At 68.0% G+C, this 24,672-nt stretch carries 15 protein-coding genes; 3 read left to right on the plus strand and 12 right to left on the minus strand.

Annotated elements, in window-relative coordinates; translation table 11 throughout:
• Positions 1-51 precede the first annotated feature (51 nt).
• The 7 genes from QOL57_RS07850 to pilG form a co-directional block, all read right to left on the minus strand.
• Positions 52-516: a chemotaxis protein CheW gene (locus tag QOL57_RS07850; protein ID WP_089236526.1), complete on the minus strand. Its 465-nt coding sequence runs from the start codon at positions 514-516 to the stop codon at positions 52-54.
• Positions 513-1,844, minus strand: a complete 1,332-nt coding sequence (locus tag QOL57_RS07855; RefSeq protein WP_089238062.1) for a chemotaxis protein CheB — start codon at positions 1,842-1,844, stop codon at positions 513-515. Before QOL57_RS07855 ends, QOL57_RS07850 begins: the two co-directional genes overlap by 4 nt.
• A complete protein-coding gene (locus QOL57_RS07860; RefSeq protein WP_089236527.1) occupies positions 1,831-8,487 on the minus strand; it encodes an Hpt domain-containing protein in 6,657 nt (2,218 codons plus the stop codon). The genes QOL57_RS07855 and QOL57_RS07860 overlap by 14 nt, the downstream gene beginning before the upstream one ends.
• A gap of 100 nt (positions 8,488-8,587) precedes the next feature.
• Positions 8,588-10,624, minus strand: coding sequence for a methyl-accepting chemotaxis protein (locus tag QOL57_RS07865; protein WP_089236528.1), 2,037 nt, complete (start codon positions 10,622-10,624; stop codon positions 8,588-8,590).
• A 41-nt stretch (positions 10,625-10,665) separates the two neighbouring features.
• Positions 10,666-11,196: a chemotaxis protein CheW gene (locus QOL57_RS07870; RefSeq protein ID WP_025877750.1), complete on the minus strand. Its 531-nt coding sequence runs from the start codon at positions 11,194-11,196 to the stop codon at positions 10,666-10,668.
• Positions 11,196-11,558 carry a response regulator gene (locus QOL57_RS07875; RefSeq protein WP_025877749.1) on the minus strand — a complete coding sequence of 121 codons (363 nt, stop codon included), beginning with the start codon at positions 11,556-11,558 and terminating at the stop codon, positions 11,196-11,198. The genes QOL57_RS07870 and QOL57_RS07875 overlap by 1 nt, the downstream gene beginning before the upstream one ends.
• Positions 11,559-11,576: 18 nt before the next feature.
• Positions 11,577-11,978, minus strand: a complete 402-nt coding sequence (gene pilG, locus QOL57_RS07880; protein WP_005418455.1) for a twitching motility response regulator PilG — start codon at positions 11,976-11,978, stop codon at positions 11,577-11,579.
• A 240-nt stretch (positions 11,979-12,218) separates the two neighbouring features.
• Here pilG and gshB point away from each other — a divergent pair, with 240 nt between their 5' ends.
• Both gshB and QOL57_RS07890 read left to right on the plus strand, forming a co-directional pair.
• Entirely contained in the window at positions 12,219-13,166 is a 948-nt protein-coding gene (gene gshB / locus QOL57_RS07885; RefSeq protein ID WP_089236529.1) for a glutathione synthase, read from the plus strand.
• The gene (locus tag QOL57_RS07890; RefSeq protein WP_089236530.1) at positions 13,166-14,050 is read left to right on the plus strand and encodes an energy transducer TonB; all 885 of its coding nucleotides are present in this window, start codon (positions 13,166-13,168) and stop codon (positions 14,048-14,050) included. Before gshB ends, QOL57_RS07890 begins: the two co-directional genes overlap by 1 nt.
• 528 nt (positions 14,051-14,578) lie before the next feature.
• Here QOL57_RS07890 and tsaB read toward each other — a convergent pair.
• From tsaB to mrcB, 4 genes are all read right to left on the minus strand, one after another.
• Complete coding sequence (gene tsaB / locus QOL57_RS07895) at positions 14,579-15,292, minus strand: tRNA (adenosine(37)-N6)-threonylcarbamoyltransferase complex dimerization subunit type 1 TsaB (protein ID WP_089236531.1); 714 nt, start codon at positions 15,290-15,292, stop codon at positions 14,579-14,581.
• 9 nt (positions 15,293-15,301) lie between these two features.
• Positions 15,302-17,350 carry an ATP-dependent DNA helicase gene (locus QOL57_RS07900; protein WP_089238064.1) on the minus strand — a complete coding sequence of 683 codons (2,049 nt, stop codon included), beginning with the start codon at positions 17,348-17,350 and terminating at the stop codon, positions 15,302-15,304.
• 582 nt (positions 17,351-17,932) lie between these two features.
• Positions 17,933-18,469, minus strand: a complete 537-nt coding sequence (locus QOL57_RS07905; protein ID WP_089236532.1) for a hypothetical protein — start codon at positions 18,467-18,469, stop codon at positions 17,933-17,935.
• Positions 18,466-20,904: a penicillin-binding protein 1B gene (gene mrcB, locus QOL57_RS07910; protein WP_089236533.1), complete on the minus strand. Its 2,439-nt coding sequence runs from the start codon at positions 20,902-20,904 to the stop codon at positions 18,466-18,468. Before mrcB ends, QOL57_RS07905 begins: the two co-directional genes overlap by 4 nt.
• A gap of 95 nt (positions 20,905-20,999) precedes the next feature.
• Between mrcB and QOL57_RS07915 the strand changes: the two genes are divergently transcribed.
• Entirely contained in the window at positions 21,000-23,099 is a 2,100-nt protein-coding gene (locus QOL57_RS07915; protein ID WP_089236534.1) for a glycosyltransferase, read from the plus strand.
• Here QOL57_RS07915 and QOL57_RS07920 read toward each other — a convergent pair.
• Entirely contained in the window at positions 23,096-24,661 is a 1,566-nt protein-coding gene (locus QOL57_RS07920; protein ID WP_089236535.1) for a hypothetical protein, read from the minus strand. The two genes, QOL57_RS07915 and QOL57_RS07920, sit on opposite strands and share 4 nt — an antisense overlap.
• Positions 24,662-24,672 lie beyond the last annotated feature (11 nt).

Here is a 24,672-nt window from a genome sequence, read left to right on the forward strand (position 1 = left end):
CGATATCCGCAACGCCTGCGGTAGCGCCGGGCCATGCCCGGCGGATTCCGGTCAGGCCGTCAGCGAATCCAGCGCCGCTTCCAGCGCGTCGAGATTCGGCAACAGGGCGCTCTGTTCGCCCAGCAGCACGCGCATGTGCACGATGTCGGGCAGGGTTTCCTCGGATGCGTCGGCCAGCAGGCCATCGCGCGGTACCGAGATCAGCTGCGGGAAGCTCTGCGTCAACAGCGCGTAATAGGGGCGCTCCGGGTTGCCGCTGAGGGTCTTGAGCACCACCACCTTGTTGTGGCCGGCCACCGTCTCTTCGCCCAACCCGGAGAGCCGTGCGAACGACACCAGGGGCACCTGCCAGCCGTGCCAGCCGATCTCACCCACCAGCCAGCGCGGAGCGTCGGCCACCGCCTGCACCGGTACCCGCGACATCATCTCGGCCACGGTTGCATTGGGCAGCAGTACCCGTTCGGCACCGGCCGAGATCAGGACGCCACGGATCTCATCATTGCTGGCGTAGCTCATGCGGCATCTCCGTCGTCATCCAGGCCCCAGCGCGCGGCGATCACCTGCGCCAGTTCCTGCGGTTCACCGGCCACCATGCCGGCGGCGACCACGGCCGTCGCCGCAGCCGGGTCGTAGCAGCCTTCGCCCACCTGCCCGGCTACCCAGGCGCCGGCGGCGGCGAGGTCCAACGCCGGGCCGACATGGACCAGGTCGGCACCACTGAGCAGCACCAGCGCGCTGTGCTCGGCCGACAACGCGGCAATCGAGATGCCCTGCGCTTCGCTCTGGAAATACAGGCCATCGGCAGCAGCGTGCACGCCGATGTCATCGGCCAGCACGTGCACTTCGCCCGCGGTGGCGCGCTGGCCGGCTTCGGCCAACTGCACCGGCAGCGGCGATACGCGCGCCATCTGCTTGACCAGGTTGCCGTAGCGGCCGCCGTCCAGGCGCATGTGCACCAGCACTGGCACGGCCAGTCCGCTGGGCAGTGCCGCGAGCAGGCGGCGCAACGCATCGGGGCCACCGATACCGGCCAGGACCAGCAGCGCACCGGCGCGGCTGCCTGCGGGTGCGGCGGCGTCCAGGTCGACCAGTGAAAGATGCTCGGTGTCGAACGCCGGTTCCGGCGCCGCAACCGTCGCAGCAGCACGTGGATCTGTCGGCGCGTCACTGGCCTCGTCGACCAGCGACCAGGCCGTGTGGTCGGTGAATACCGAAGGCGCAGCTGCCGGTACCGGAGGCGGTTCCGGTGTTGCTTCCACCGGCGTCGCCGTCTCCGGCAGCACCGGTTGCAGCGCCGCCAGCGCCTGCTCCAGCGCGATCGGCTCATGCAGATGTGCCGGCGGCGAATAGAGGCCATCTGCCGGCACGTCGTCGGCCCACGAACGGGCCTGTTCCAGGTGCGGCTGCAGCGCGGCTTCCTTCGGCACCGGCGGCGTCGACGGCCGGCCCGGCTCAAGCTGCAGTGCCGGCTCGTCCTCGGCGCCCGGTGGCAGCACCTGCTGGTGGCCGTGCAGCTTGGCGGCCAGGTGGCGGCCCCAGCGCTGCGCTTCCCAACCATCGCGACGCGCGGCCAGTTCAGCCTCGTCGAACACCAGGGTCAACCCGGGCGCCGACAGCGCCGGTTCCAGGCGCTCCAGCGCATCTTCAATGGCCGCCTCCAGCGCGATCACCACGAACTGCGGGCGTGCATCATGCAGCGCCTGCGGCTCCAGCGTGATGGGATCGTCTTCCAGCACGATCTGCACGTCGGCATGGGCCAACGCCTCGCGCAGGCGCTCGCGCGCCGCGCCCGGGCGGGCCAGCAGGGCTACGGCCGGAACCGGATCGAGGTCACTCACGGACACGGGCAATCCCCAGCAAGTCGTACACGTTACGCATCAGGTCCAGTTCCTGGTACGGCTTGCCCAGGTAGCGCTGCACACCGATTTCGAAGGCGCGCTGGCGGTGCTTGTCGCCGCTGCGCGAGGTGATCATCACGATCGGCACGTCCTTGTAGCGCGGGTCGGCGCGCATTGCGGTAGCCAGCTCGTAGCCGTCCATCCGCGGCATTTCGATGTCCAGCAGCATCAGGTCCGGCACGCGCTCTTCCAACTGCTCCAGGGCTTCGATGCCATCGCGGGCGACGCTCACCTCGAAGTTGTGACGCTCCAGGATGCGGCCGGTGACCTTGCGCATGGTCAGCGAATCGTCCACCACCATCACCAACGGCACCTGCCGTTCCTGACGGGGTGCATTGACCAGCACCGGCGCGGTCGGGTTGGCCAGGAAGCGACGCACCAGCGGGGCCACGTCCAGGATCACCACCACGCGGCCATCGCCGGTGATGGTGGCGCCGTAGATGCCCGGTACCGAGGCGATCTGCAGGCCCACGGGCTTGACCACGACTTCGCGGTTGCCCAGCACCTGATCGATCGCAACGGCGGCACGCAGGTCGCCCGCGCGGACCAGCAGCAGCGGCACCTGGGCCTGGCCATCGGCGCGCGCCGGGGCCTGGCCGACCAGACTGCCGAGGTCGTACAGCGGATAGTCTTCGCCGCTGTAGCGGTAGCTGCTGTCAGCCGCTTCGAAGCGCTCGTGCGACAGCCGTCCAATGCCACTGACCGACGCCACCGGTACCGCGAAGGTGGTTTCGCCGATCTGCACGAACACCGCCTGGGTGACCGCCAGCGTCTGCGGCAGGCGCAGGGTGAAACGCACGCCCTGGCCACGCACCGACTGGATGTCGACCGAGCCGCCGAGCTGGCGCACTTCGTTGCCGACCACGTCCATGCCGACACCACGCCCCGCCAGCTGGCTGACCTGGTCGGCGGTGGAGAAGCCCGACGCGAAGATCAGGTTGTCCAGCTCCTGCTCGCTCGGCTGCGCATCGGCAGGCAACAGGCCGCGTTCGATGGCGCGACGGCGGATTGCCTCACGATCCAGGCCAGCGCCATCGTCGGCCACGTCCAGCACGATTTCCGAGCCTTCACGGTGCAGGCGGATGGCGATTTCGCCTTCTTCCGGCTTGCCGGCGGCACGACGCTGCTCCGGCGCTTCCAGACCGTGGGCAACCGAGTTGCGCAGCATGTGCTCCAGCGGCGCAACCATGCGATCAAGCACGTTGCGGTCGAGTTCGCCGTGGGTGCCTTCCAGGGTCAGGTGGACCTGCTTGCCGGTGTCCATGCCGGCCTGGCGGACCACCCGGCGCAGGCGCGGCACCAGGCCATCGAACGGCACCATGCGCGCGCGCATCAGGCCGTCCTGCAGTTCCGAACTGACACGCGACTGCTGCTGCAGGAGCGAATCGTACTGGCGCGACAGATCGTCCAGCACGCCCTGCAGGCCACCCAGATCGGCGGCGGACTCGTTCAGCGCGCGGCTGAGCTGCTGCAGGGTGGAGAAACGGTCCAGTTCCAGCGGATCGAACTTGTGGTCGGCCTGGTCCTGCTCGCGCTGGTAGCGGGCAACGATCTGCGCCTCGGTTTCCAGGTCCAGGCGACGCAGCTGGTCGCGCAGACGCGCGTTGGTGCGTTCCAGCTCGCCCATCGCGCCGCGGAAGGCGCCGAGCTGCTGTTCCAGGCGCGAACGGTAGATCGCCACTTCACCGGCGTGGTTGACCAGGCGGTCGAGCAGGTCGGCGCGCACACGCACCTGTTCCTGCTGCGGACGGGCCAGCGGGTCTTCTTCGGTGGAGCCTTCCACCGGCAACGGTGCCGACAACGGGGCGTCGACAACGGCCACGGCCGGAGTCGCCTGCGGGGCCTGCTCCGCCACGACGGCAGCAGCGGCTGCAGCGGCGCTGGCAGCGGCGGCGATGTCGGTTGTCGTGCGGGCTTCAAAGGCGTCGAGCAGATCCTGTGCCGGCTCGACAACGCGGTGTTCGCCAGTGCGGGTCAGCAGCTGGTGCAGACGATCGAAACCGCGCTCCAGCAACTGCACGTCACGACGTTCGATCTCGGTACGCCCGCCGGCGACAGCCTCCAGCAGCGATTCGATGCTGTGGCCGAGATCGCCGATGGCGTTGATGCCCGCCATGCGCGCGCCGCCCTTCAGCGTATGCAGATCGCGCTGCAGGCCGGCCAGGGCTTCGCGGTCCTGCGGCGCTTCGCGCAGTTCACTGATCAGCCCATCGCAATGATCCAGCAGGTCCTTGCCTTCCTCGACGAAGATGTCGACCAGCTCGCGGTCATAGACGCTGAAGTCGAGCAGGTCGGCGCTGTCTTCGGACTCGGTCTCAGACTCGGATTCGGTCTCGTCGTCGAGCACAGCCGTATCCGCCAGCACCAACGCGTCGGCGCTGTCGACGACGACAGGTTCGGCGTCGATCGCCGCAGCCTCCATTGCGACCGGCACCACGATCATGCCGCTGTCCGCCACGGCAGCCTGGCCCGGAGCATCTTCCAGTTCGAAGAAACGCGAGGGCGAAATGGCGTCCTGCGCCGTCTCCACGGGCCCGACATCTTCCACCGTCGCCGGGGACGGCTGGTCGGTGCTCTCTCCTTCACCGACCGCCGCCTCCCCGCCGACGTCCGCATCCTCGGCAAAGGCTTCCGCCTCGCCAGGCGCGAGTTCGCTGGCCTGCAGGCCGAGCACGGGCCATTGCCCGTCTTCGTCCCGGTCCTGCTCCTCGTCGATCACGTGAAGGCCGGCCTCGAGCGCGGCTTCCAGCGTGACCGGGTCTGCGAAGCCCGGCACAGCCATTTCATCCTGCAGGCTGGACAGCTCGCTGTCGAGCGGCACTGCAGCAGCGTCTTCATCCACCGCCGTTTCAGGTGTGAACGGCGGCGGCGCATTCAGGTCGTTTGCGACATCCAGGTCGCGGTCGTCAACCGGCAGCGCGCTGGCGTCCAGATACGGCGACAGATCGTCCACTGCAGTCAGCGCGGCGTCCTCCAACGCGGTGTCTTCCGAAGTCACCACTGCCTGTCCGGCTTCAATCTCCGCGGCAACGAGCGTGGAAGCAGCCACTTCCAACGTCGACTCCGGCGCCGGGGCGTCCGGCATCGAAGGCCATCCTGCGTCGAAGTAGCGCGACAGATCATCGCTGCCGGTCAACTCAGCGGACTCCAGGCCCGCATCGCTCAGCGAATCCTCGCTGATCTGCACTGCATCCAGCGCGTCGGCGTCGGCGACATCGGTATCACGTCCGGCTTCCGGATCGATCTCAAGCCCATGGGGCGACTCGACCACGTCGGCATCGGTGACCAACGAAGGCAGCTGGTCGTCTTCGTCCTCATCCTCGACGTCCAGCCCGGTCATCGGCCAGCGTGCTTCCGGCAGTTCACCGGCCAGCGCCTGCAGGCGCTGCGCCAGTTCAGCCTGCGACGCAATCCGCGGCTGCTCGGCCTGCAGCGCGTCCATGGTCGCGTTGATCGCCTGCGCGGTCTCGTCCAGGGCCGCCACGGCGTCATCCCCGGGCACCACCTCGGCGGCCAGCGCGCGCTTGATGTACGACTCGGCGCCGCCGGTAACGGCGGTTATTTCCGGCACTTCGGTCATCGCGAAGGCGCCGTTCATGGTGTGCACCGCACGCAGCAGTGCATCGCTGACCGGCTGCGGCGCCTGCTGCGCAGAACGCAACCAGCCCTGCAGCGTGGCCTGGTGCAGTTCCACCTCGGCTTCCAGGATCTCGCGCAGCACGCTGTCGATGTTGGCCGGCGTACCCGCCGCTTCGACAGCGCTCTCTGCCGGGGCATCGACAACCGGCTCGGCGCTGCCAACGGGCTCGACAGCATCGGCCTCTGCCACCAGCGACGGTGCAGCAGCGCCCGGCAGCGCAACGTAGAACGTCTCTTCGCCTGCAGCCACACGATCGGCGATGGCCTGCATCGCCTGCAGGTCGACGCTGACCCGCTGGCCGTCGCGCAGTGCCGCGTTCAACTGCGGCAGTGCCGTGTATGCGTGATCGACCATCGCCAGCACCGCCGGCGTAGGGGCACGGGTGCCATCGAGCACGCGATTGAGCATGCCCTCGATCTTCCACGCGAACTCACCCAGGGTACGCGCGCCGACCAGTCGGCCACTGCCCTTCAGTGTGTGGAAAATGCGCCGGATCGGCCGCAGCCGATCCATGTTGTCCGGCTGCATGCGCCAGGCCGGCAGCAGCGTGCCGAGATTGCCCAGCTCGTCGTCGAATTCTTCCAGGAACACCTCGCGGATGTCCTGGTCGATGTTTTCGGCATCGTCGTCGAAACCCGCATCGAACCCGCCCTCGGCCACAGCCGCAGGTACAGTTTCGGTCGACCCCGCAGTTGCCTGCATGGCCTGGGGATTGAAGTCGGCGGCGGCGGCGTTCAGCTCTGCAAAGAACTGCGCATCAGCTTCGCTGAAGTCGATCGGCGCGATGGTATCCACATCGACCAGCGCCACGGTCGGCGCAGCCACCGATGCTGGCAGGTCTTCGGACCCGCGCAGATCAGCGACCGGTGCGACGTAAGCCTCAGCCTCGGTCTCGGTGGTGGCGTCGGCCAATTCGGCAACGGCCAGGCCGTCGTTGAACTGCGGCACCGCAACTGCGTCAATGAGTTCCAGCGTCGCAGGCGACTCCTGTTCGTCGTCCAGCGACAGCGTTTCCATCGCCTCCAGCGACAGCACGTCATCGGCGTTGTCCAGCAGGCTGCTGTCGAAACGGAACACCACATCGTCGTTCAGTGACGGCTGGCCGTCCTGTTCGGCGGCAACCGGATCGAACGCTGGCGAAATGACCGCATCCAGCGGCGCAGCCAACGACGCCTCATCCCACGACGTCGCCAGGAAGGCGTCATCGTTGCCGTCCGCGGTGGCTACCTGTGCGTCGCCGTGTTCCAGCACCGGCGCTTCGGACAACGTCCAGGCAGCGGTGTTGGACTGCTCGGCGGACACCGGATCGAAGCTGACCGGATCGAAGCTGGCGAACGTCGGTGCACGCTCGTCGCTGTGTTCGGCAGCCGTACCTGCCGGCGCGTCGAACCCACCCAGTTCCCATTGCGGCACTTCCGGCGCGGGTGCGCTGGAGGCGGCAAACAGCAGTGGCGCCGGGGTGTCGCGCGGTTCGGCAGGGACAGCCGGCGTAGCCAGCGATCCGAACATCAGGCCGTTGTCGGCGGCCGGGGCCTCCGGCAGCGGATCAAAGGTGAAATCGGGCAGCGGCGCAGGCATGTCGCCGGGCGCCAGCGCGGCGGCCTGCACGATGGCGTCCAGCGGTTCGATCTGCAGCGGCACGGCCGGCACGGCCACGGCTTCGCGCTCGACCGGCTGCACCGGCTCGGCTGCGACCACGCCACGCTCGGGCAGCGGCCAGTAGCGCAGCGCTTCCAGGCTGCTGCGGGTGATGTCGAGGATGTCCTCGCGACCCGGACGGCGGTCGCGCAGGGCTTCCAGGTAGTACTCCAGGCTGGCCATGGCATCGGCCAGGGTGTCCAGCTGGCGTCCACTGGGCACGCGCTGGCGGCCGATCAGCTCGGCTTCGATGTACTGCTGCACGCCGTGCAGGTAGTCGGCGGCGGTGCCCAGGTCGAGCATGCGCAATGCGCCGGAGACATCGCCGAGCAGGCGTGGCACGTCCTGCAGTTCGGCGTGGTTCCAGCTGGTTTCAATGAAAGCGACGAAATGCTCGCGGGCGGCGGCGAAATTGGCGATCGCCTCGTGCGCCAGCACTTCCACCGTGCGCCGGTTCTCCACCGCGCTCGGATCATCCTGGCCACTGCCACTGGCACCGAGGTGTGCGACCTGGTCGTCCAGCGACGCGTCGACATACAGCAGCGCACCGGCGATATCCAGCAGCATGTCTTCGTCGATCTGCTGGCGGCCGTCGACAACCCCACGCAGCGCATCACGCTGCTGCACGACCACGCCGCGCGCGGCGCCCAGGCCGAGCATGCCCAGGGTATCGGCCACCGAGCCCAGCTTGGTCACCTGCTCCTGCAGCTGCTGCGGCGCGCCGTCGGTACGCAGGTGCAGGTCCAGGGCGTCCTTGACCTGCAGCAGTTCTTCCTTGACCGCGTTGCCGACGGTGTCCAGCAGTTCGCGGTTGCGGCCGCTGAGGCTGCCGCGTGCATGGTCCAGTTCCGCTTCGGTGGCGGTCACCGAATCGGGCGCGAACGCGAACAGCACGCTGTCGTTGATCAGCGCTTCGCCACGGGCAGCGCGGATCTCGTTGAGCAGCGGCTGCAGCACGATCGGAATGTCACGGTGCCCGTTCTGCAGGCGCTCCAGGTAATCGGGCAGCAACACGCTGCCGCGCATCAGGGTGGCGCAGGCCTCATCGCGCTCGGCCACCTCGCCCTTGCCGACAGCAACGGCGAGCTGTTCCAGCTCTTCGGCCACCATCGCCGGTGCATACAGTTCAACCATGCGCAGCGTGCCCTGCACCTGGTGCAGGTAGCCGGCGCAGATGCGCATGCGGCTGCTGTCGCCCGGGTCTTCGGCGAAGTACTCGACCTCGTTGCGCACCAGGCGCAGGGTCTCGTCCAGCTCGGGCTTGACCCAGCCCAGGGCCGCGTGGCTCATCGCATCGCGCAGGCTGCTCATGGATGCGCTCCGGTCGCCGCCGCGCGACGGTCGCGCGGATCCTGGCGTGGGAAATGGAAATGCTTCATCGACTGGTTCCTTGCTCGCCGCCCTGCCCGTGTCACGCCGGCAGCTTGAAGTCGGCGACCGAACGACGCAGGTCGGCCGCCAGCTGCGCCAGGTGGCCGATCGACTCGGCGGTCTGCCCGGCACCCTGCGAGGTCTGGCCGGTAATCTGGCGGATCACGCCCATCGTGCGGGTGATGTCCGACGCCGCCGACGACTGCTGCTGGGCGGCGATGGAGATGTTCTTGATGAGGGTGTTGAGTGCGTTGGACACGCGCTCGATCTCGGTCAGCGCGGTACCGGCGTCTTCGGCCAGGCGTGCACCGGACACCACTTCGGCGGTGGTCTGTTCCATCGAGGTGACCGCTTCGTTGGTATCGGCCTGGATGGCCTGCACCAGGTTCTCAATGCGTCGGGTCGCACCAGAGGTGCGCTCTGCCAGTCGCTGCACTTCGTCGGCCACGACCGCGAAACCACGACCGGCCTCACCAGCCGACGCCGCCTGCACGGCCGCGTTCAATGCCAGGATGTTGGTCTGCTCGGAAATGTCGTTGATCAGTTCCACGATCGAGCCGATCTCCTGCGAGGACTCGCCCAGGCGCTTGATGCGCTTGGAGGTTTCCTGGATCTGGTCGCGGATCTGGTCCATGCCCTGGATGGTCTCGCGGACCACGCCGGCACCCTCGGCGGCGATCACCACCGAACGCTGTGCCACGTCGGCCGACTCGGCCGAGTTGCGCGATACCTGCTCGATGCTGGCGGCGATTTCGCCGATCCGGTCCGACGCCGAGGTGATCTGGTTGGCCTGGTGGCCGGCCGCTTCGGCCAGCTGCATCGCCGTTGCCTGCGTTTCCTGGGTCGACAGCGCGACCTTGGCCGAGGTGTCGTTGATGGTGGTCACCAGGTGGCGCAGTTCATCCACCGCGTAGTTGATGGCGTCTGCGATCGCGCCGGTCATGTCCTCGGTCACCGAGGCTTTCACGGTCAGGTCGCCCTCACCGAGCGAGGAGATTTCATCCAGCAGCCGCATGATCGCCTGCTGGTTGCGGCTGTTGAACTCCACCTGGGTCTGGTAGCGCAGTTCCTGCTCGCGCGAGCGGCTGCGCACGTTGGTGGAGACGAAGCCGATGATCGCGATCAGCGACAGCGCACCGGACACCACGCCGATCCAGAAATTCGGGAACAGGCGGGTGTCGGACACCGAGCCGAACGAGGAGAACGCTTCGAACAGCTTGCGGCTGTCGGTCAGCATCTTCGCCGAACCCTGGCCCAGCGTGGCGGCAGCGGACTGCGCGGCGAACAGCTGGCGCGAGCTGGCCAGGATCGCGTCGGCGTCCTGCTTCATCGCCTCCCACTTCTGCTGCGACTGCTCCAGCGCCGCAACGGCGGCAGCGCCGCGCACGGCGGTGATGCCCAGATCCTCGTTGCCATTGCGCAGCGCATCGAGCACCTGCGAGAACACGGTGATGTCGCGGGCCAGCGCGTCACCGGCAGCGGCCGCAGCCGTGCCGCCAGCGCGTATTTCAGTAACGCGACGCGCCATCGAACCGGCCACCACCACCTGCTGCAGGGCACTGTAGACCTGCGACGCCGGGGCGCCGGAGGCGGACATCGCACGCACCAGTTCGTTCAACTGGGCCTGCAGGCCCGGCACCGCGCCGGAGAAGTTGTTGGCGTTGCCGGCCAGGGCCAGCACTGCCGGTTCACTGGCGACCAGCTGGCCTGCCTGCTTGCCCAGCGGCGTCCAGGTGTCGGCCAGGGTCGAGATCGCCCGCGACACGCCGGGCTCGTTGCCGTAGCGCCCCTGCAGGGTCGACACGTTCTGCTCGATCGCGTTGCGGGTGGCCTTGAAGGCGGTGAAGGCCTGCGCGTTGCCGCCCACCGCGTCACGCCCCTGGTTGGCCAGCTGCTGCGACAGCACCTGCAGGTCCGCGGCCTTGGAGCCGGCATCGGCCAGGCGGCTGCCCTGCCAGGTGGACACACCCGTGTTCACACCGAACAGGATCATCGACAGGGCCAGCAGCGCCAGCCAGAGGTTGCTGCCGCCCAGCCGCAGCTTGCCGGACTTGGTGGCATCCGAAGCAGTACTCATCGTTCAACCTCGATTTTCAATGCAGGGGGCGATGCCCGGCCTCAGGCCGCGGCTTGCCGGAATTCAGGGGTGCGCGACAGCAGCGAGAGCGAGAACACGCCCCAGTCGTTGCCATCGGCATGGAAAGCGCGATCGACGAAGTGCCCGTAGCGTCCTTCGGCCAGTGAGCCGGCCTCGATCTGCTGGGTCAGCTCGAAACTGCGCTGGCCGAACAGTTCGTCGATGGTCAGGGCGACGTCGCCACCGGCCTGGCGCATGATCAGCACGCGCTGGCCTTCCTGCTGGACGGTGCGCGCACCTTCCAGGAAGTACTTCAGGTCGACCACCGGGAACAGGTTGCCGCGCAGGTTGCCGACCCCCAGCAGCCACGGCTGCGCGCAGGGCACCGGGGTCACCGGCGGCATCGGCACGATCTCCACCACTTCGCGGAAATCGGACACCAGCCGGCGCTGGCCGACACGGAAACCGACGCCACGCCACAGGTCCTGGGCGAACTGCCGCCCGGGCAGCTGCACCGCGTGGGCCAGGCTGCGCCGTTCGTAGGCTTCAAGAATGTCGAAGGGCGAGCGCATCAGGCCACCAGCTCGTTGATCCGCGCGATGAGTTCTTCCTCGCGCGGCGGCTTGACGATGTAATCGGCGGCACCCTGGCGCAGCCCCCAGGCCTTGTCGGTTTCCATCGCCTTGGTGCTGACGATGATGACCGGGATGTGCTTGATCGCGGCGTCGCGGGCCATCGCCCGGGTCGCCTGGAAACCGCTCATGCCCGGCAGCACCACGTCCATCAGGACCAGCTGCGGCACCTGGTCGCGGACCAGCTGCAGGCCATCTTCGGCATTGTCCGCTTCCAGCACCTCATGGCCGGCACGGCGCAGCCATTGGGTGAACACCGCGCGGTCGGTCGGTGAATCCTCGATCAGGACGATACGAGCCATTGTGCCTTTCCCCCCTGGTCAGGCGTTGACGTACGTGCGGATGGCACCCAGCAGTTCTTCGCGCGTGAATGGCTTGGTCAGGTATTGCTCCGAGCCGACGATGCGCCCCCGCGCCTTGTCGAACAGACCATCCTTGGATGACAGCATGATCACCGGGGTCGCCTTGAACAGCTGGTTGCCCTTGATCAGTGCGCAGGTCTGGTAGCCATCCAGGCGCGGCATCATGATGTCGACGAAGATGATCTGCGGCTGCTGGTCGGCGATCTTGGCCAAGGCCTCGAAACCGTCCGTTGCGGTCACTACTTCGCAGCCTTCGCGCTTCAGTAGTGTTTCCGCAGTCCTGCGGATGGTCTTCGAGTCATCGATGACCATCACCCGGAGTCCTGCGAGCTCCCCGCCCGCAGTCGTGTTTTCAGTCATTGCCATTCCCCAAGCGCGCGGCCCAATCTTTGGCGGGAGCCGCTGCGAAAGCGTATCTATATCGCACTTCCCGCGCCCGCTTCAAGGGCGGTCCGTGGCGCGGGGCGTGGCGCCGGGCTGAACGTGACCGGATTGGCAATCACTGCGCAGCCGGGCAAGGGACGCTGCGTTGCACATTGCCGGGGAGGCGCGCAGCCGGCGTTGCCGCTACCATCAACGCCTTGCCTGACAGGTGCGCCCATGCCGTTGAACGTCATCGTGGTGATGGATCCCATCGCCCACATCAAGATTGCCAAGGACACCACGTTCGCCATGCTGCTGGAAGCCCAGCGCCGCGGCCACGCCCTGCACTACGTGCGCCCGGGCGGGCTGGCGCTGGAAGGCGGGGTGGCGGTGGCCTGGACCGCCCCCCTGCAGGTGCGCGACGACCCGGCCGGCTGGTACGAGCTGGGCGCATTCAGCCGGACTGAATTCGGCCCCGGCCAGATCGTGCTGATGCGCAAGGACCCACCCGTCGACGCGGAGTACGTCTACGACACCCAGGTGCTGGATGTTGCTGCCGCCGCCGGCGCCTGCGTGGTCAACAACCCGCAGGGCCTGCGCGACTACAACGAGAAGCTGGCCGCGCTGCTGTTCCCGCAGTGCTGCCCGCCGACCCTGGTCAGCCGCGATTCCAAGGCGCTGAAGGCCTTTGCGCTGGAACACGGCCAGGCCGTGCTGAAGCCGCTGGATGGCATGGGTGGGCGCTCGATCTTCCGCAGCGGCCAGGGCGACCCCAACCTGAACGTGATCCTGGAAACGCTGACCGACGGCGGCCGCAAGCTGGCCCTGGCCCAGAAGTTCATCCCCGACATCACCGCCGGCGACAAGCGCATCCTGCTGGTCGACGGCGAGCCGGTCGACTACTGCCTGGCGCGCATTCCGCAGGGCGATGAGTTCCGCGGCAACCTGGCCGCCGGTGGCCGCGGCGAAGGCCGCCCGCTGAGCGAACGCGACCGCTGGATCGCCGCCCAGGTCGGCCCGGAGATGAAGCGTCGTGGCATGCGTTTCGTCGGCCTGGACGTCATCGGTGACTACCTGACCGAGGTGAACGTGACCAGCCCGACCTGCGTGCGCGAACTGGACGCGCAGTACGGCCTGAACATCGCCGGTACCCTGCTCGACGCGATCGAGGCCGATCTGCACTGATGGATGCCGCACCTGCCGTCCTCGCCCCGCCGCCGCGCGAAGCGCAGCGGCTGGGAGCGACCATCGCCCTGTCGGTGCTGGTGCACGCCCTGCTGATCCTCGGGGTCGGTTTTGCCGTGAAAGGCGATGCGCCACTGGTGCCGACGCTGGAAGTGATCTTCAGCCAGACCCGCACCGCGTTGACCCCGAAGCAAGCGGATTTCCTGGCCGCCGCCAGCCAGGAGGGCGGTGGCGAACATGATCGTGCTCAACGCCCACGCGACAACCAGGCCGGCATCGTGCCGCAGGCGCAGTCCGGCATCAGCCCGGTACCCCAGCAGCAACAGTCGGCAGCGCCGGTGCCGCCACCGCAGGCGCGCGTGGTCAGCAGCCGCAATGGCCAGGACACGGTGGCCCTGGCGCAGTCGCGCCCTACCCCGTTGCAGCCCACCCCGGATGCACCGTTGACCGCGCGCGAACAGCGCGATGCCGAGATGGCGCGGCTGGCGGCGGAAGTACACCTGCGTTCGGCGCAGTACGCCAAGCGCCCGAACCGGAAATTCGTTTCGGCCAGTACGCGCGAATACGCCTACGCCAATTACCTTCGCGCGTGGGTGGACCGCGCAGAGCAGGTCGGCAACCTGAACTACCCCGACGAAGCGCGGCAGCGCCGGCTGGGCGGGCAGGTGGTGATCAGCGTGGGGGTGCGCCGCGATGGCAGCGTGGAAAGCAGCCGCATCCTGCGCTCCAGCGGCACGCCGCTGCTGGATGAGGCGGCGCTGCGGGTGATCCAGCTGGCGCAGCCGTTCCCGCCGTTGCCCAACACTGATGATCAGATCGACATCCTGCAGGTCACGCGCACGTGGGTGTTCCTGCCGGGTGGCGAACTGCGCGACGACCGGTAAGGTTTTCTGCCCGGGCCTGCGGCCCGGGACCCGCTGGAAGCAACTGCAACTGCAACTGCAACGGCAAGATCAAGAGCGGCGGTTGGTGTACTGAAGCTTGGCGGGGCGGTGTCGGGCGGCGGGGACGCCGCAAGTACATCCCTGTAGGCTTAGCCGCGGCATCCATGCCGCGGATACCCCGCCACCCGACACCGCCCCACCTCTGACAGATCGCGGCGCATCTTTGCTGTTGGTAGGTGTCGACCTTGGTCGACACGAGGCATCCACGCCATGCCTGCACGGTTGATCCACGCCATGCGTGGATGTGAGCGAAGCGATCTGCTTTTGACTTTGATTTTGTTTTGAATTTCCGTGGCGGACGCGCACGGAAACTATCCGTGGCCGGGCGGGTGGGCTGCGCAGGGGCGTGAGCCGCATGGATGCGGCGACCGAGCTTACATGGACGTACTTGCAGCGTCCCCTGCGCAGCCCACCCGCCCGGCCAACCCACGGCTTTTGATTTACACGACCAACCAAGCCACGAGGGGCTCAGCCGTTGGCTTTCGCCTTCGCGTCCCGCGCGGCCTGCTGCTCGACCAGCGTCAGCGCCACGTTGTCACGCAGGTACGCCGGCTCGACCTTCTCCGGCGCAATGCCTTCGCCGCGTGCGAACGCCGGCACCGCCAGTGTCAGCACATCTGCTGCATGCGGCAGCGCCGTCGCATCGAAGCGGCGCATACCCGCACCCAGCTGCGCGACCAGCGCGCCCTCCGCCGCGGCAAAACCGGTGCCGACACCGTAGACGGATGCGCCTTCCGGCAACGACACCGCCGTCGGTACGCATACGCGCTCGGGATCACGCGCCACCGGCAGTCCATCCACGCGCTCGAAACGTGCCACGTACAACTCACCCATCCGCGCATCGATCGCCGACAGGATCTGCTTCTCTTCCTTCGGCGCGCGCAGTGCCAGCACCTGCAGCGTCGACACCGGCAGCAACGGGCGATCCAGCGCCAACGCGATGCCCTGTGCCAAGGCGATTGCCAGGCGCACACCGGTGAACGCGCCGGGACCACGACTGAGCGCGATGCCGTCCAGCTGGCGGCGGCTGATGCCGGCCTCGGCCAGCAGCTCCTCCGCCCACGGCAGACTCAGTTCGGCATGCCGACGGGGGGCGATCTCGAAGCGTTCCAGTACCTGCCCATCGACATGCAGGGCTACGGAACAGGCTTCGGTGGCGGTTTCAAAGGCGAGCAGTTTCATCGGATCGGGTCAGAACAGGGGGAACGTGGCACCGGGAGCCGGCTCCGGGCCCGCCACGGCGGCGGTTGGGGCTGCGGCATCTGCCACGGGCGCCCATTGTGGCGCAAAGAAGGCCTGCACATCGGCCAGGGCCCGGGTTCGCCGGAACGGCGGCAGCGACTGCAGGAAAACCTTGCCGTAGCCACGGTTGAGCAGGCGCGGGTCGCACAGCACCAGCACGCCCCGGTCGGTCTCGCTGCGGATAAGCCGGCCTACGCCTTGCTTCAGGGCAATGACCGCCTGTGGCAACTGCTCGTCGCGGAACGGATTGCCGCCCTGGGTGCGGATTGCCTCCAGCCGCGCTTCATACACCGGATCATCGGGCGTGGCGAAGGGCAGCTTGTCGATCATCACCACGCTCAAGGCCTCACCGACCACATCCACGCCCTCGCGGAAACTGGCCGAGCCCAGCAGCACGCCATTGCCGGATTCACGGAAACGCTGCAACAGGGTCGCTCGCGGCGCTTCGCCCTGCACGAACAGTGGCCAGGGTCCATCACGCAAGGCCTCGGCTGCTTCGCGCAGCGCACGATGCGAAGCGAACAACAGGAACGCCCTGCCCTGCGACGCCTGCAGCACCGGGCGCAGCACCTGGATCAGTGCGGTTCCGAAACCGCGGGCGGCCGGATCGGGCAACCCTTCAGGCAGGTAGCACAGCGCCTGCTCGGGCCAGTTGAACGGGCTGGGCTGTACCAGCGTCTGTGGATCATCCAGGCCCAGGCGCGTGGCAATGTGCTCGAAGCCACCGCCAACGGTCAGCGTGGCCGAGGTGAAAATCCATGCTGCATGGCTGCGCTCGCGATGTTCGCGCAACGGCGCGGACACATCCATCGGCGTGCGCTGGCAGCGGAAACCGCGCGGGGTCAACTCGTACCAGAGCACGTCGCCGGCGGCGGCAGTCGCTTCGGCGGGATCGGCATCGAAATCGAGCGCGGGTTCTTCATCGCCCAGCCAACGGCCCAGCCGCGAGATCGCCTCGCGCGCGCGCGCATGGCAGGCATCCAGGCCGGCAGCGGCTTCGCGCAACGGTTGCAGTGCCTGCTCCAGCACCACCAGGTTGGACATCACCGCATCGAAACCCTCGCGTACCTGCGGCATCGCCAACGCCCGCCACTGCGTACCGCGTGCAGGCAGCCCCTCCATCGCAGCACGCAGCGCAGACAAGGCCTGCTGCAGATGATCAACCGGTTCCTGCAATGCCGACTGCGCGCCACCCACGCCGCGCGCTTCAACCAGGCAGTCACGGCCCAGCTCCTGCCAGGGGCGCATGCCGAAGCCCTCGCCGAAGAACTGCGCGGCCAGCTCGGGCAACTGATGGGCCTCGTCGATGACGAAGGCCTGCGCACCGGGCAACAGCTCGCCGAAGCCCTCCTGCTTCAGCGCGAGATCGGCGAGCAGCAGATGGTGGTTGACCACGACCAGGTCGGCGGCCTGAGCACGCTGGCGGGCACGCACGACGAAGCAGTCATCCCAGAAGGGACACTCGTTGCCCAGGCAGTTGTCGACGGTGGAGGTGACCATCGGCAGCAGCGGCGAGTCGTCGGCCAGGCCATCGAGTTCAGCGATATCGCCCGAATCCGAGCGGCCGGACCAGGCCAGGATGCGCTGGAACTGTGCCGCCTGTTCCGGGCTGGAGAATCGGGGTTCACCGCGTGCCTGCTGCAGGCGATAACGGCACAGGTAGTTGCTGCGTCCCTTCAGCAGCGCGCTGCGCAGGCCGACGCCCAGCGCCTGGCGCACGCGCGGCAGGTCACGGTGATAGAGCTGGTCCTGCAGCGCGCGGGTACCGGTGGAAATGATGGTGCGCATTCCGGACAGCAGCACCGGCACCAGATAGGCAAAGGTCTTGCCGGTGCCGGTACCGGCTTCGGCGAGCAGCAGGTCGCGCTGCTGCATCGACGCTGCAATGGCCTCGGTCAGGCGCAGCTGCGCAGGACGCGGGACGAATGCATCCAGGTGGGAGGCGAGCGCGCCGCCTTCGCTGAGGGCTTCGCGGCTGGCATGGACAAGGTCGGACATCAGGTGGAAAGGATACCCGGCCGGGCGCTGCCCGGCACCCGTTTCAGGCCAGAGCACAGGCACAGGCAAAAGCAACGGCAACAGCGTTTGTTCATGGCTCTGGGTTGCTACGTGCTGGGGCGGGTCGGACAGGGCAGGCAGGACACGCCGTGAACCCATCCATGGGGGCTCGATGGCGCCATCCATGGCGCCAACGGTCCTGCCTGCCCTGCCCGCCCCACCCTCGACAGTTTCCCGGTGACGGAGGCAAAGGCGGAGCAGAAGCGGTTGGTGTAACGGGGAAAGTAGAAGGGGTCGGAGCCGTTCTCCTTGGGAAAACGGCTCCGACCCCTCAGCGAGCGCGCGCAGCGCGCGACCCGCGTTTGATTTTGATTTTCTTCTCCGTGGCTGGCCGCACACGGAAAGTGTCAGAGGTCGGGCGGGGTGGGCTCGCGGGGGTGTCCGCGGCATGGATGCCGCGGCCAAGCCCCCATGGACGGGTTCACGGCGTCCCCCGCGAACCCACCCCGCCCGGCCAAGCGCGGCTTTTGCATTACGCTGCCAAGCAGCCAGCCACGAGGGGCTGCGCCGTTGGCAGGAAACCTAGTACCGCTTGATCCCCGGCACCGTGCAACCTTCAATCTGCGCATGCGCCGACACCGCATTCTCCTTCTCGCCCCGCGCCAGGCGCGCCTGCTCGATCGTCGCCCAGTGCCGGCGGCACAACGGCCCCGTCTTCGAACCCAGGTCCACGGCCTTGCGCGCGAACGTTTCCGCCTCTGTCCACTTGCCCTGCAGCAGCGCCAGTTCCGCGCGTTCCTGCAGTACCGACGGATCACCGGCCACGATCTGCAACGCCTGGTCCAGGCTGCCGGCCGCGCCGGCCAGATCGTTGGCCTGGCGCTGGGTCAGCGCAGTCTGCCGCAGATCCTCGACCTGCGAATCGCGCAGCGGCTGCACCGACAGCTCCTTGTCATCCGGGCCAGCTGCTGCTTCCACGGCTGCCAGCCGCTGTGCGGGCGTGGTGGTGTCCACCGGCTTGACCACCTGCGGCGCGCTGCTCACGCAGGCCGCCAGGGCCAGGGTGAGGCCACTCAGGACCAGGGGCTGGAACAGCGTACGGATAGTCATCGGCATCATCGGCTTGGAGGAGGAGTCGCTGCAGCGGGTGCTGCGGCAGGTTCAGCGGCGGGTTCCGGTTTACGGTCAAGGCCGAACCAGCTGCGCCAACCGCCGCCCTCGCCTTCGGCACCGCCCTGCGCGTCCGGCACCGCGGCCGGTGCACACGGCTCGTAAGCAGGCGCATAGCCCACCACGAACGGGAATCGCCGCGCGCCCGGGCAGCCTTCATCGGTACTGTTGGTACCGGTCGCTGCAACCGGTTGCCAGTCGAGGCCCTTGTTGCTGACCTTCAACGGCGCCGTCGGCAGGCGCTGGAAAATACCCGACCACACCCGCATCGCGCCGGTGGCGCCATACAGCCCGGCCTGTTCGTTCTGGTCGTTGCCCATCCAGATCACCGCAAGGTGATCGCCGGTGTAACCGGCATACCAGCTGTCGCGGCCATCGTTGGTGGTGCCGGTCTTGCCGGCCGGCTGCAGGCGGCCCAGGCCATCGGCATTCAAGCGCTGCGCGGTACCACTGGCCACCACCTGCTGCAGGCCGATGCTGATCAGGTTGGCGGCGATGGAGTCACCTTCCTGTGCCGGTGCAGGCGTCTTGTCGTAGCGCTTGAGCAGCTTGCCCTGCGGATCAAGGACGCCACGCACTGCGTGCAGCGGCTGGATCTCGCCACCCGATGCCAGGAACTGGTACAGCTGCGCCATCGCGTACGGGCTCTGGTCGGTCGAGCCGAGGATCACCGCCGGATTCGGCTCGGCCTTGATGCCGGCCAGCACATGGATCAACTGGGTCACCCGCTCCGGGCCAACCTGCATGCCCACGCGTACCGTGGCCTGGTTGTAGGAATGGGCCAGCGCGTCGATCAGGCGCACGGTGCCATGGCTGCGGTTGTCCGCATTGCCGGGATTCCAGTTGCGACCGCGGCTGAGCTGCACGGTCACCGGCGAATCGTCGACCCAGCTGGCCAGCGAATAGCGGTCCGGCTGCGCGAGTGCCAGCAGGTACACGAACGGCTTGAGCAGCGAGCCGACCGGGCGCTGCGCCTCGATGGCACGGTTGAAGCCGACCTCGGACACTTCGCGGCTGCCGATCACCGCCACCACGTCACCGTTGTGCACGTCGGTCATCACCAGGCCGGCCTGCAGCTCGGGGCGACGCTTGCTTTCAAGCGATTTGATGGTGCGCGTGACCGCGCCTTCGGCATACGCCTGCGCGGAGGGCGACATGCCGCTCATCACGCTCAGGCCGGCGCCCTGCAGGGCAGATTCCGGATAGTCGTGGCCAAGCTGGCGACGCACCAGGTCGACGTAGGCGGGGAAGCGGTTGGCCGCCACCAGGCCCGGGGTCTTGGGCACGCCCAGCGGCGCCTTCAACGCACGCTGGTACTCGGCATCATCGATCAGGGTCGCCTCGTGCAGTTTGCCCAGCACGAAGTTGCGACGGTCCAGCGCACGCTCGGGATTGCGCCGCGGGTCGTAGTACGACGGCCCCTTGACCAGGCCGATCAACAGCGCGATCTGCTCGGTTTCCAGCGAGGAGAGATCACGGCCGAACCAGAACTCGGCACCGGAGGACATGCCGTGGATCGCCTGGCTGCCGCGCTGGCCCAGATACACCTGGTTGAGGTAGGCCTCGAAGATGGTGCGCTTGTCATAGCGCGCTTCCATGATCAACGCATACAGCACTTCGTTGAACTTGCGGGTATAGGTCTGTTCCTTGCCGATACCCAGCAGGCCACTGCGGGCCAGCTGCTGGGTCAGGGTGGAAGCGCCCTGCCTGCTCTGCCCACCGGAGCGGACCGTCACCCAGACCGCGCGCGCGATACCTGACAGATCGATGCCGTGATGGCGGTTGAAATCCTTGTCCTCGACCGCCTGCAGGCCAGTGACCAACAGGTCCGGCGCCTCGTTCATGCGGATCAGGCGGCGCTCTTCCTGCTTCTGCCCATACAGCGTGGCGATGCGCGCAGGATCCATGCGGGCCGCCTTCAGCGCCTTGCGGCTGTCGGCGTCGCGCAGCGAAGCAATGCTGCCGCCGGACAGCGACAGCTCGACCCGACGCGCGGCGACCTGGCCATCGACATCGTTGTAGCCGCGGCTGGAGATGACGAAGCGGCCGCCCTGCACCGCATAGGTTGCCGGTTCCTTGCCCTGGCCATCATCGCGATAGGCCGAGGCGGCCAGTTCGGTCTTCAGGGTCGCCGCATCCATCGCCTTGCCGGGCATCAGCACCAGCGGGCGTGCATAGACGCGCGTCGGGATCTGCCAGCGCAGTTCACCGAAACGTTGCGTCACCTGTTGGTTCAGGTACAGCGTATAGGGGATCAGGAAACCCAATCCCAACGCGACCGCCGCCATGCTCCAGGTGATCAGCCGGCGGCGCCAGAGCGGACCGGTGTCCTGCTGGTCGTCGTCGAAATCGTCGATATCGTCTGAATCGTAGCGTCGGGGCACGGGAATGCGACAATGTAGGGTCTGGCGAGTCTACCCCAGCCGCTGCGGCAGGCGAATTCTCCCGGCCCCCCTGCTTAAGCTGGAGTTGCAACCGGATGGCGATGTCCCTGGCCGAAATCCGCTACCTGATCAATCGCCTGACCGGGCTGGCCCGCCGCAGCCTGGCCAGCCTGCGCACCCGCGGCTGGCGGGCCACCTGGCAGCGCATCCGCGTGCACAGCCAGCGCGCCGTTCCAGCACCGCGCAAACCGCTGTACCTGCCACCGGCACAGCCGTTCGCTCCCTTCGCGGTGCCGACCAGCGATACGCCGGACGTCAGCATCGTCATTCCGGTCTACAACCACGTCGACCATACCCTGGCCTGCCTGCGTGCCCTGGCCGCGCACCCGCCGTCGGTGGCCTGCGAGATCCTCGTGGTGGACGACGGCAGTAGTGACCCAACGGTGCAGTGGATGCCGCAGATCAGCGGCCTGCGCTACGAAGTGCGCGAGCGCAACGGTGGCTTCATCGAGGCCTGCAACGACGGCGTGTCGCGCACCCGCGGTCGCTACGTGGTGCTGCTCAACAACGATACGGTGCCGCAGCCGGGCTGGCTGGAGGCATTGCTGGACACCTTTGCGACCGTCGCCGATGCCGGCCTGGTCGGCAGCCAACTGCTGTATCCCGACGGCCGCCTGCAGGAATCGGGCGGGGTGATCTTCGGCGATGGCAGTGGCTGGAGCTACGGCCGCTTCGAAGCGGCCGATGATCCCCGCTTCGCCAGCCTGCGCGACGTCGATTACTGCTCCGGCGCCGCGCTGATGCTGCCCCGCGCACTGTGGCAGCAGCTGGGCGGCTTCGACACCCGCTACAAGCCCGCCTACTACGAAGACACCGACCTGGCCTTCCGCGTGCGTGCACAGGGCCTGCGCGTGCTGGTGCAGCCGGCCAGCCGGGTGATCCACGATGAAGGCACCAGCAACGGCACCGATACCGGCAGCGGCGTGAAGGCCTACCAGGTACGCAACCAAGGTGTTTTCGCAGCCAGATGGGCGGCTGAACTGGCCGCCCGTCCGAAGGTTGGCGAAGTGCCTTCGCCGGCGCTGCTGCTGCGCGGCCGTCGCCAGGTGCTGATCCTGGATGAGGAAGTGCCGCGCCCGGAGCGCGACTCCGGCTCGCTGCGGCAGGTCAACCTGATCCGCCTGCTGCTGCAGGGCGGCGCCCACGTGGTGTTCGTGCCCACCCGGCGCGAACATGGCGGCGTGGCGACCGAAGCCCTGCAGCGGATGGGCGTGGAAGTCTGGTACACACCCTTCCTGGACGGTGTTGCAGGCTGGCTGCGCAGCCACGGCACCCGCTTCAACGTGGTGATGATGGTGCGCCACCACGTCGCCAACGAATGCCTGCCGCTGCTCAAACGCTATGCACCGCAGGCCCGCACCGTGTTCGACACCGTCGACCTGCACTACCTGCGCGAACGCCGTGGTGCGGAAGTGGCCGGCGATGCTGGCCTGCTGCGCAACGCCGAACGCACCCGCGCCAGCGAACTGGCAGTGATGGACCGGTGTGACATCACCGTGCTGGTCAGCGCCGCCGAGCGCGAACAGCTGCAGGCCGATGCACCCCAGGTGCGGGTGGAGCTGATCTCCAACCTGCATGAGGTCGCCGGCACGGGCGCACCGTTCGCACAGCGCCACGACCTGGTGTTCGTCGGCGGCTTCCGCCATCCGCCCAACCTGGATGCGATGGAGTGGTTCATCGGGGACGTGTTCCCGCACATTCACGCGGCGCTGCCGCAGGCGCGCCTGCATTGCATCGGTGCCGGCGCACCGGACACGCTGCTTGCCCTGGCAGCCAACCAGCCGGGCGTAGTGATGCATGGCTTCGTTGAAGACATCGTTCCGTACATGGACGGCGCCCGGATCGCCATCGCGCCGCTGCGTTTCGGCGCCGGCGTGAAGGGCAAGATCAACCTGAGCATGGCCCATGGCCAGCCCGTGGTCGGCACCACCTGCGCGGTGGAAGGCATGCACCTGCGTGCCGGCCAGGATGTGCTGGTGGCCGACGATGCAGCGGGCTTTGCCGAGGCGGTGGTCCGCCTGTATCAGGACCCTATGCTCTGGCAGCAGCTGGCCGCCGCTGGCCTGGCCAACGTGGCCGAGCATTTCTCGCTGGATGCCGCATCGGCAACCGTGCAGCGGGTGTTCTTCGACTAATCGATGTGACCGCCTGCGTGCCGCAGGCGGTCCTCGAACGCGGCAAGCTCGGCCAGATCCGGCTGCAGCCGCCGCACCTGCTCCACGGCCGAGGCCGCAAATTCAACATCACCGCGACCCAGCCGCTCGCTGCCGATCGCCAGCCAGCGCTGCGCCAGACGGGCTCGCGCATCGGGCAATCCCGCAGCCGTCGGCGCCAGGGTCTGCCAGGCCTGCAGGCACGCACCTGCCGCCTGCACCCGGTTCTGTCGCAGGTTGTCATCGAAGCAGGACCTGCTGGCGGGCAGCAGGCGCGCGGCCGCCGCCTTGACCCGGTTGTCGCGCGGCGCCAGTGCCTGCGCTTCGCGCAGCGCATCGAAGGCGCTGTGACCGGGGGGGCTGATCAACTGTCCGGCACGCTCCGCACGATCGATCTGGCGCAGCCGATCACGCAGCTGGCGCTCACGCTGGGCCGTGCTGATGCCCGGCTGCTGCAATGACTGGCGCGCCTGCCGCGCACGCTGCAGGCGCTGTGCCAGCTGCTGCTGCGCTGCCTGCGAAGCACCAAGCCCTGCCGCCAGCGCAGCATCCTTGTCGGCCGCCTCGAACTGGAAATCGTCGGCCCGCTTCTGGCTGCGTGCCAGCAACGCCTGCACGGTCTGCTCGCGTCCACGAAGTGCAGTGGGATCATCGGACGTGACCGCGAGCACGGCCTGGAAACTGTCTGCAGCCGTCTCAAGCTGCTGCCGTTTAAGCGCACGCTGACCCTGCTGCAGCCGCTGATCGACGGCCTGGGCCAGCGCTTCCTGGCTGGCAGGAAGCTCGGAATGACCTGCATCGAACTGGCGTGCACGCTGCAGGATCGCGGCCGCCGTGGCCAGCTCGCCGCGCGCGGCCTGTGCTCGCGCCTGCTGCAGCAGATCGCTCAATGCGTCCTCGCGCCCTTCCAGTGCAGGCAGGTTGTCCGGTTGCAGCGCCAGCACACGCTGGAACAACGGCAACGCGCTGCTGTCGCCGTCGTCCAGACGCCCCGCAGCAAAAGCATTGCGGGCCTGCGCAAGCAGCGCGCCGATGCCAGCCCCGGCGCGACGACGTGCCTGCAGCTGCTGGGCCACCGCGTCCGCCTCGGCGCGCGGCACCTGCAGCTCACGCGCCAACGCCAGCGCCTTTGCGCAGCCGTCAAGGTCGCCCGCCTGCAGTCGCTCACGCGACTGCTGCAACGCTGCCGCGCCGGTGCGGGCCAGGCCCTGCCGCGCCTGCGGCCGGTCGCCATCCAGGGCCAGCACCGCCTGGTAGCGTTCGCGCGCGCCACTGCCGTCGCCCGCGGTCAAGCGCCCTTCGGCCAGCGCGCGATCGCCCTCGGCCAGCAGTTGTTCTATCTGTGGCTCGTCCCAGAACCAGTCGGCCAGCGGCTTGCGCACCAGCACCAGCAGCACGAACACCGCTGCAGCAGCCAGCAGCGCCCAACGCCACACCCGGCGTGCATGGCGCGCCTGCAGCCACCACCAGCGGCTTTCGCGGCGAACGCGATCGAGCGCCGGATGTGCGGCGCCGTGTGAGCGATGCGGGGGCTCGCGTTCCATGCGTGCAGGGT

The organism is Stenotrophomonas sp. yr243 (assembly GCF_900184195.1).
GTDB lineage: Bacteria > Pseudomonadota > Gammaproteobacteria > Xanthomonadales > Xanthomonadaceae > Stenotrophomonas > Stenotrophomonas lactitubi.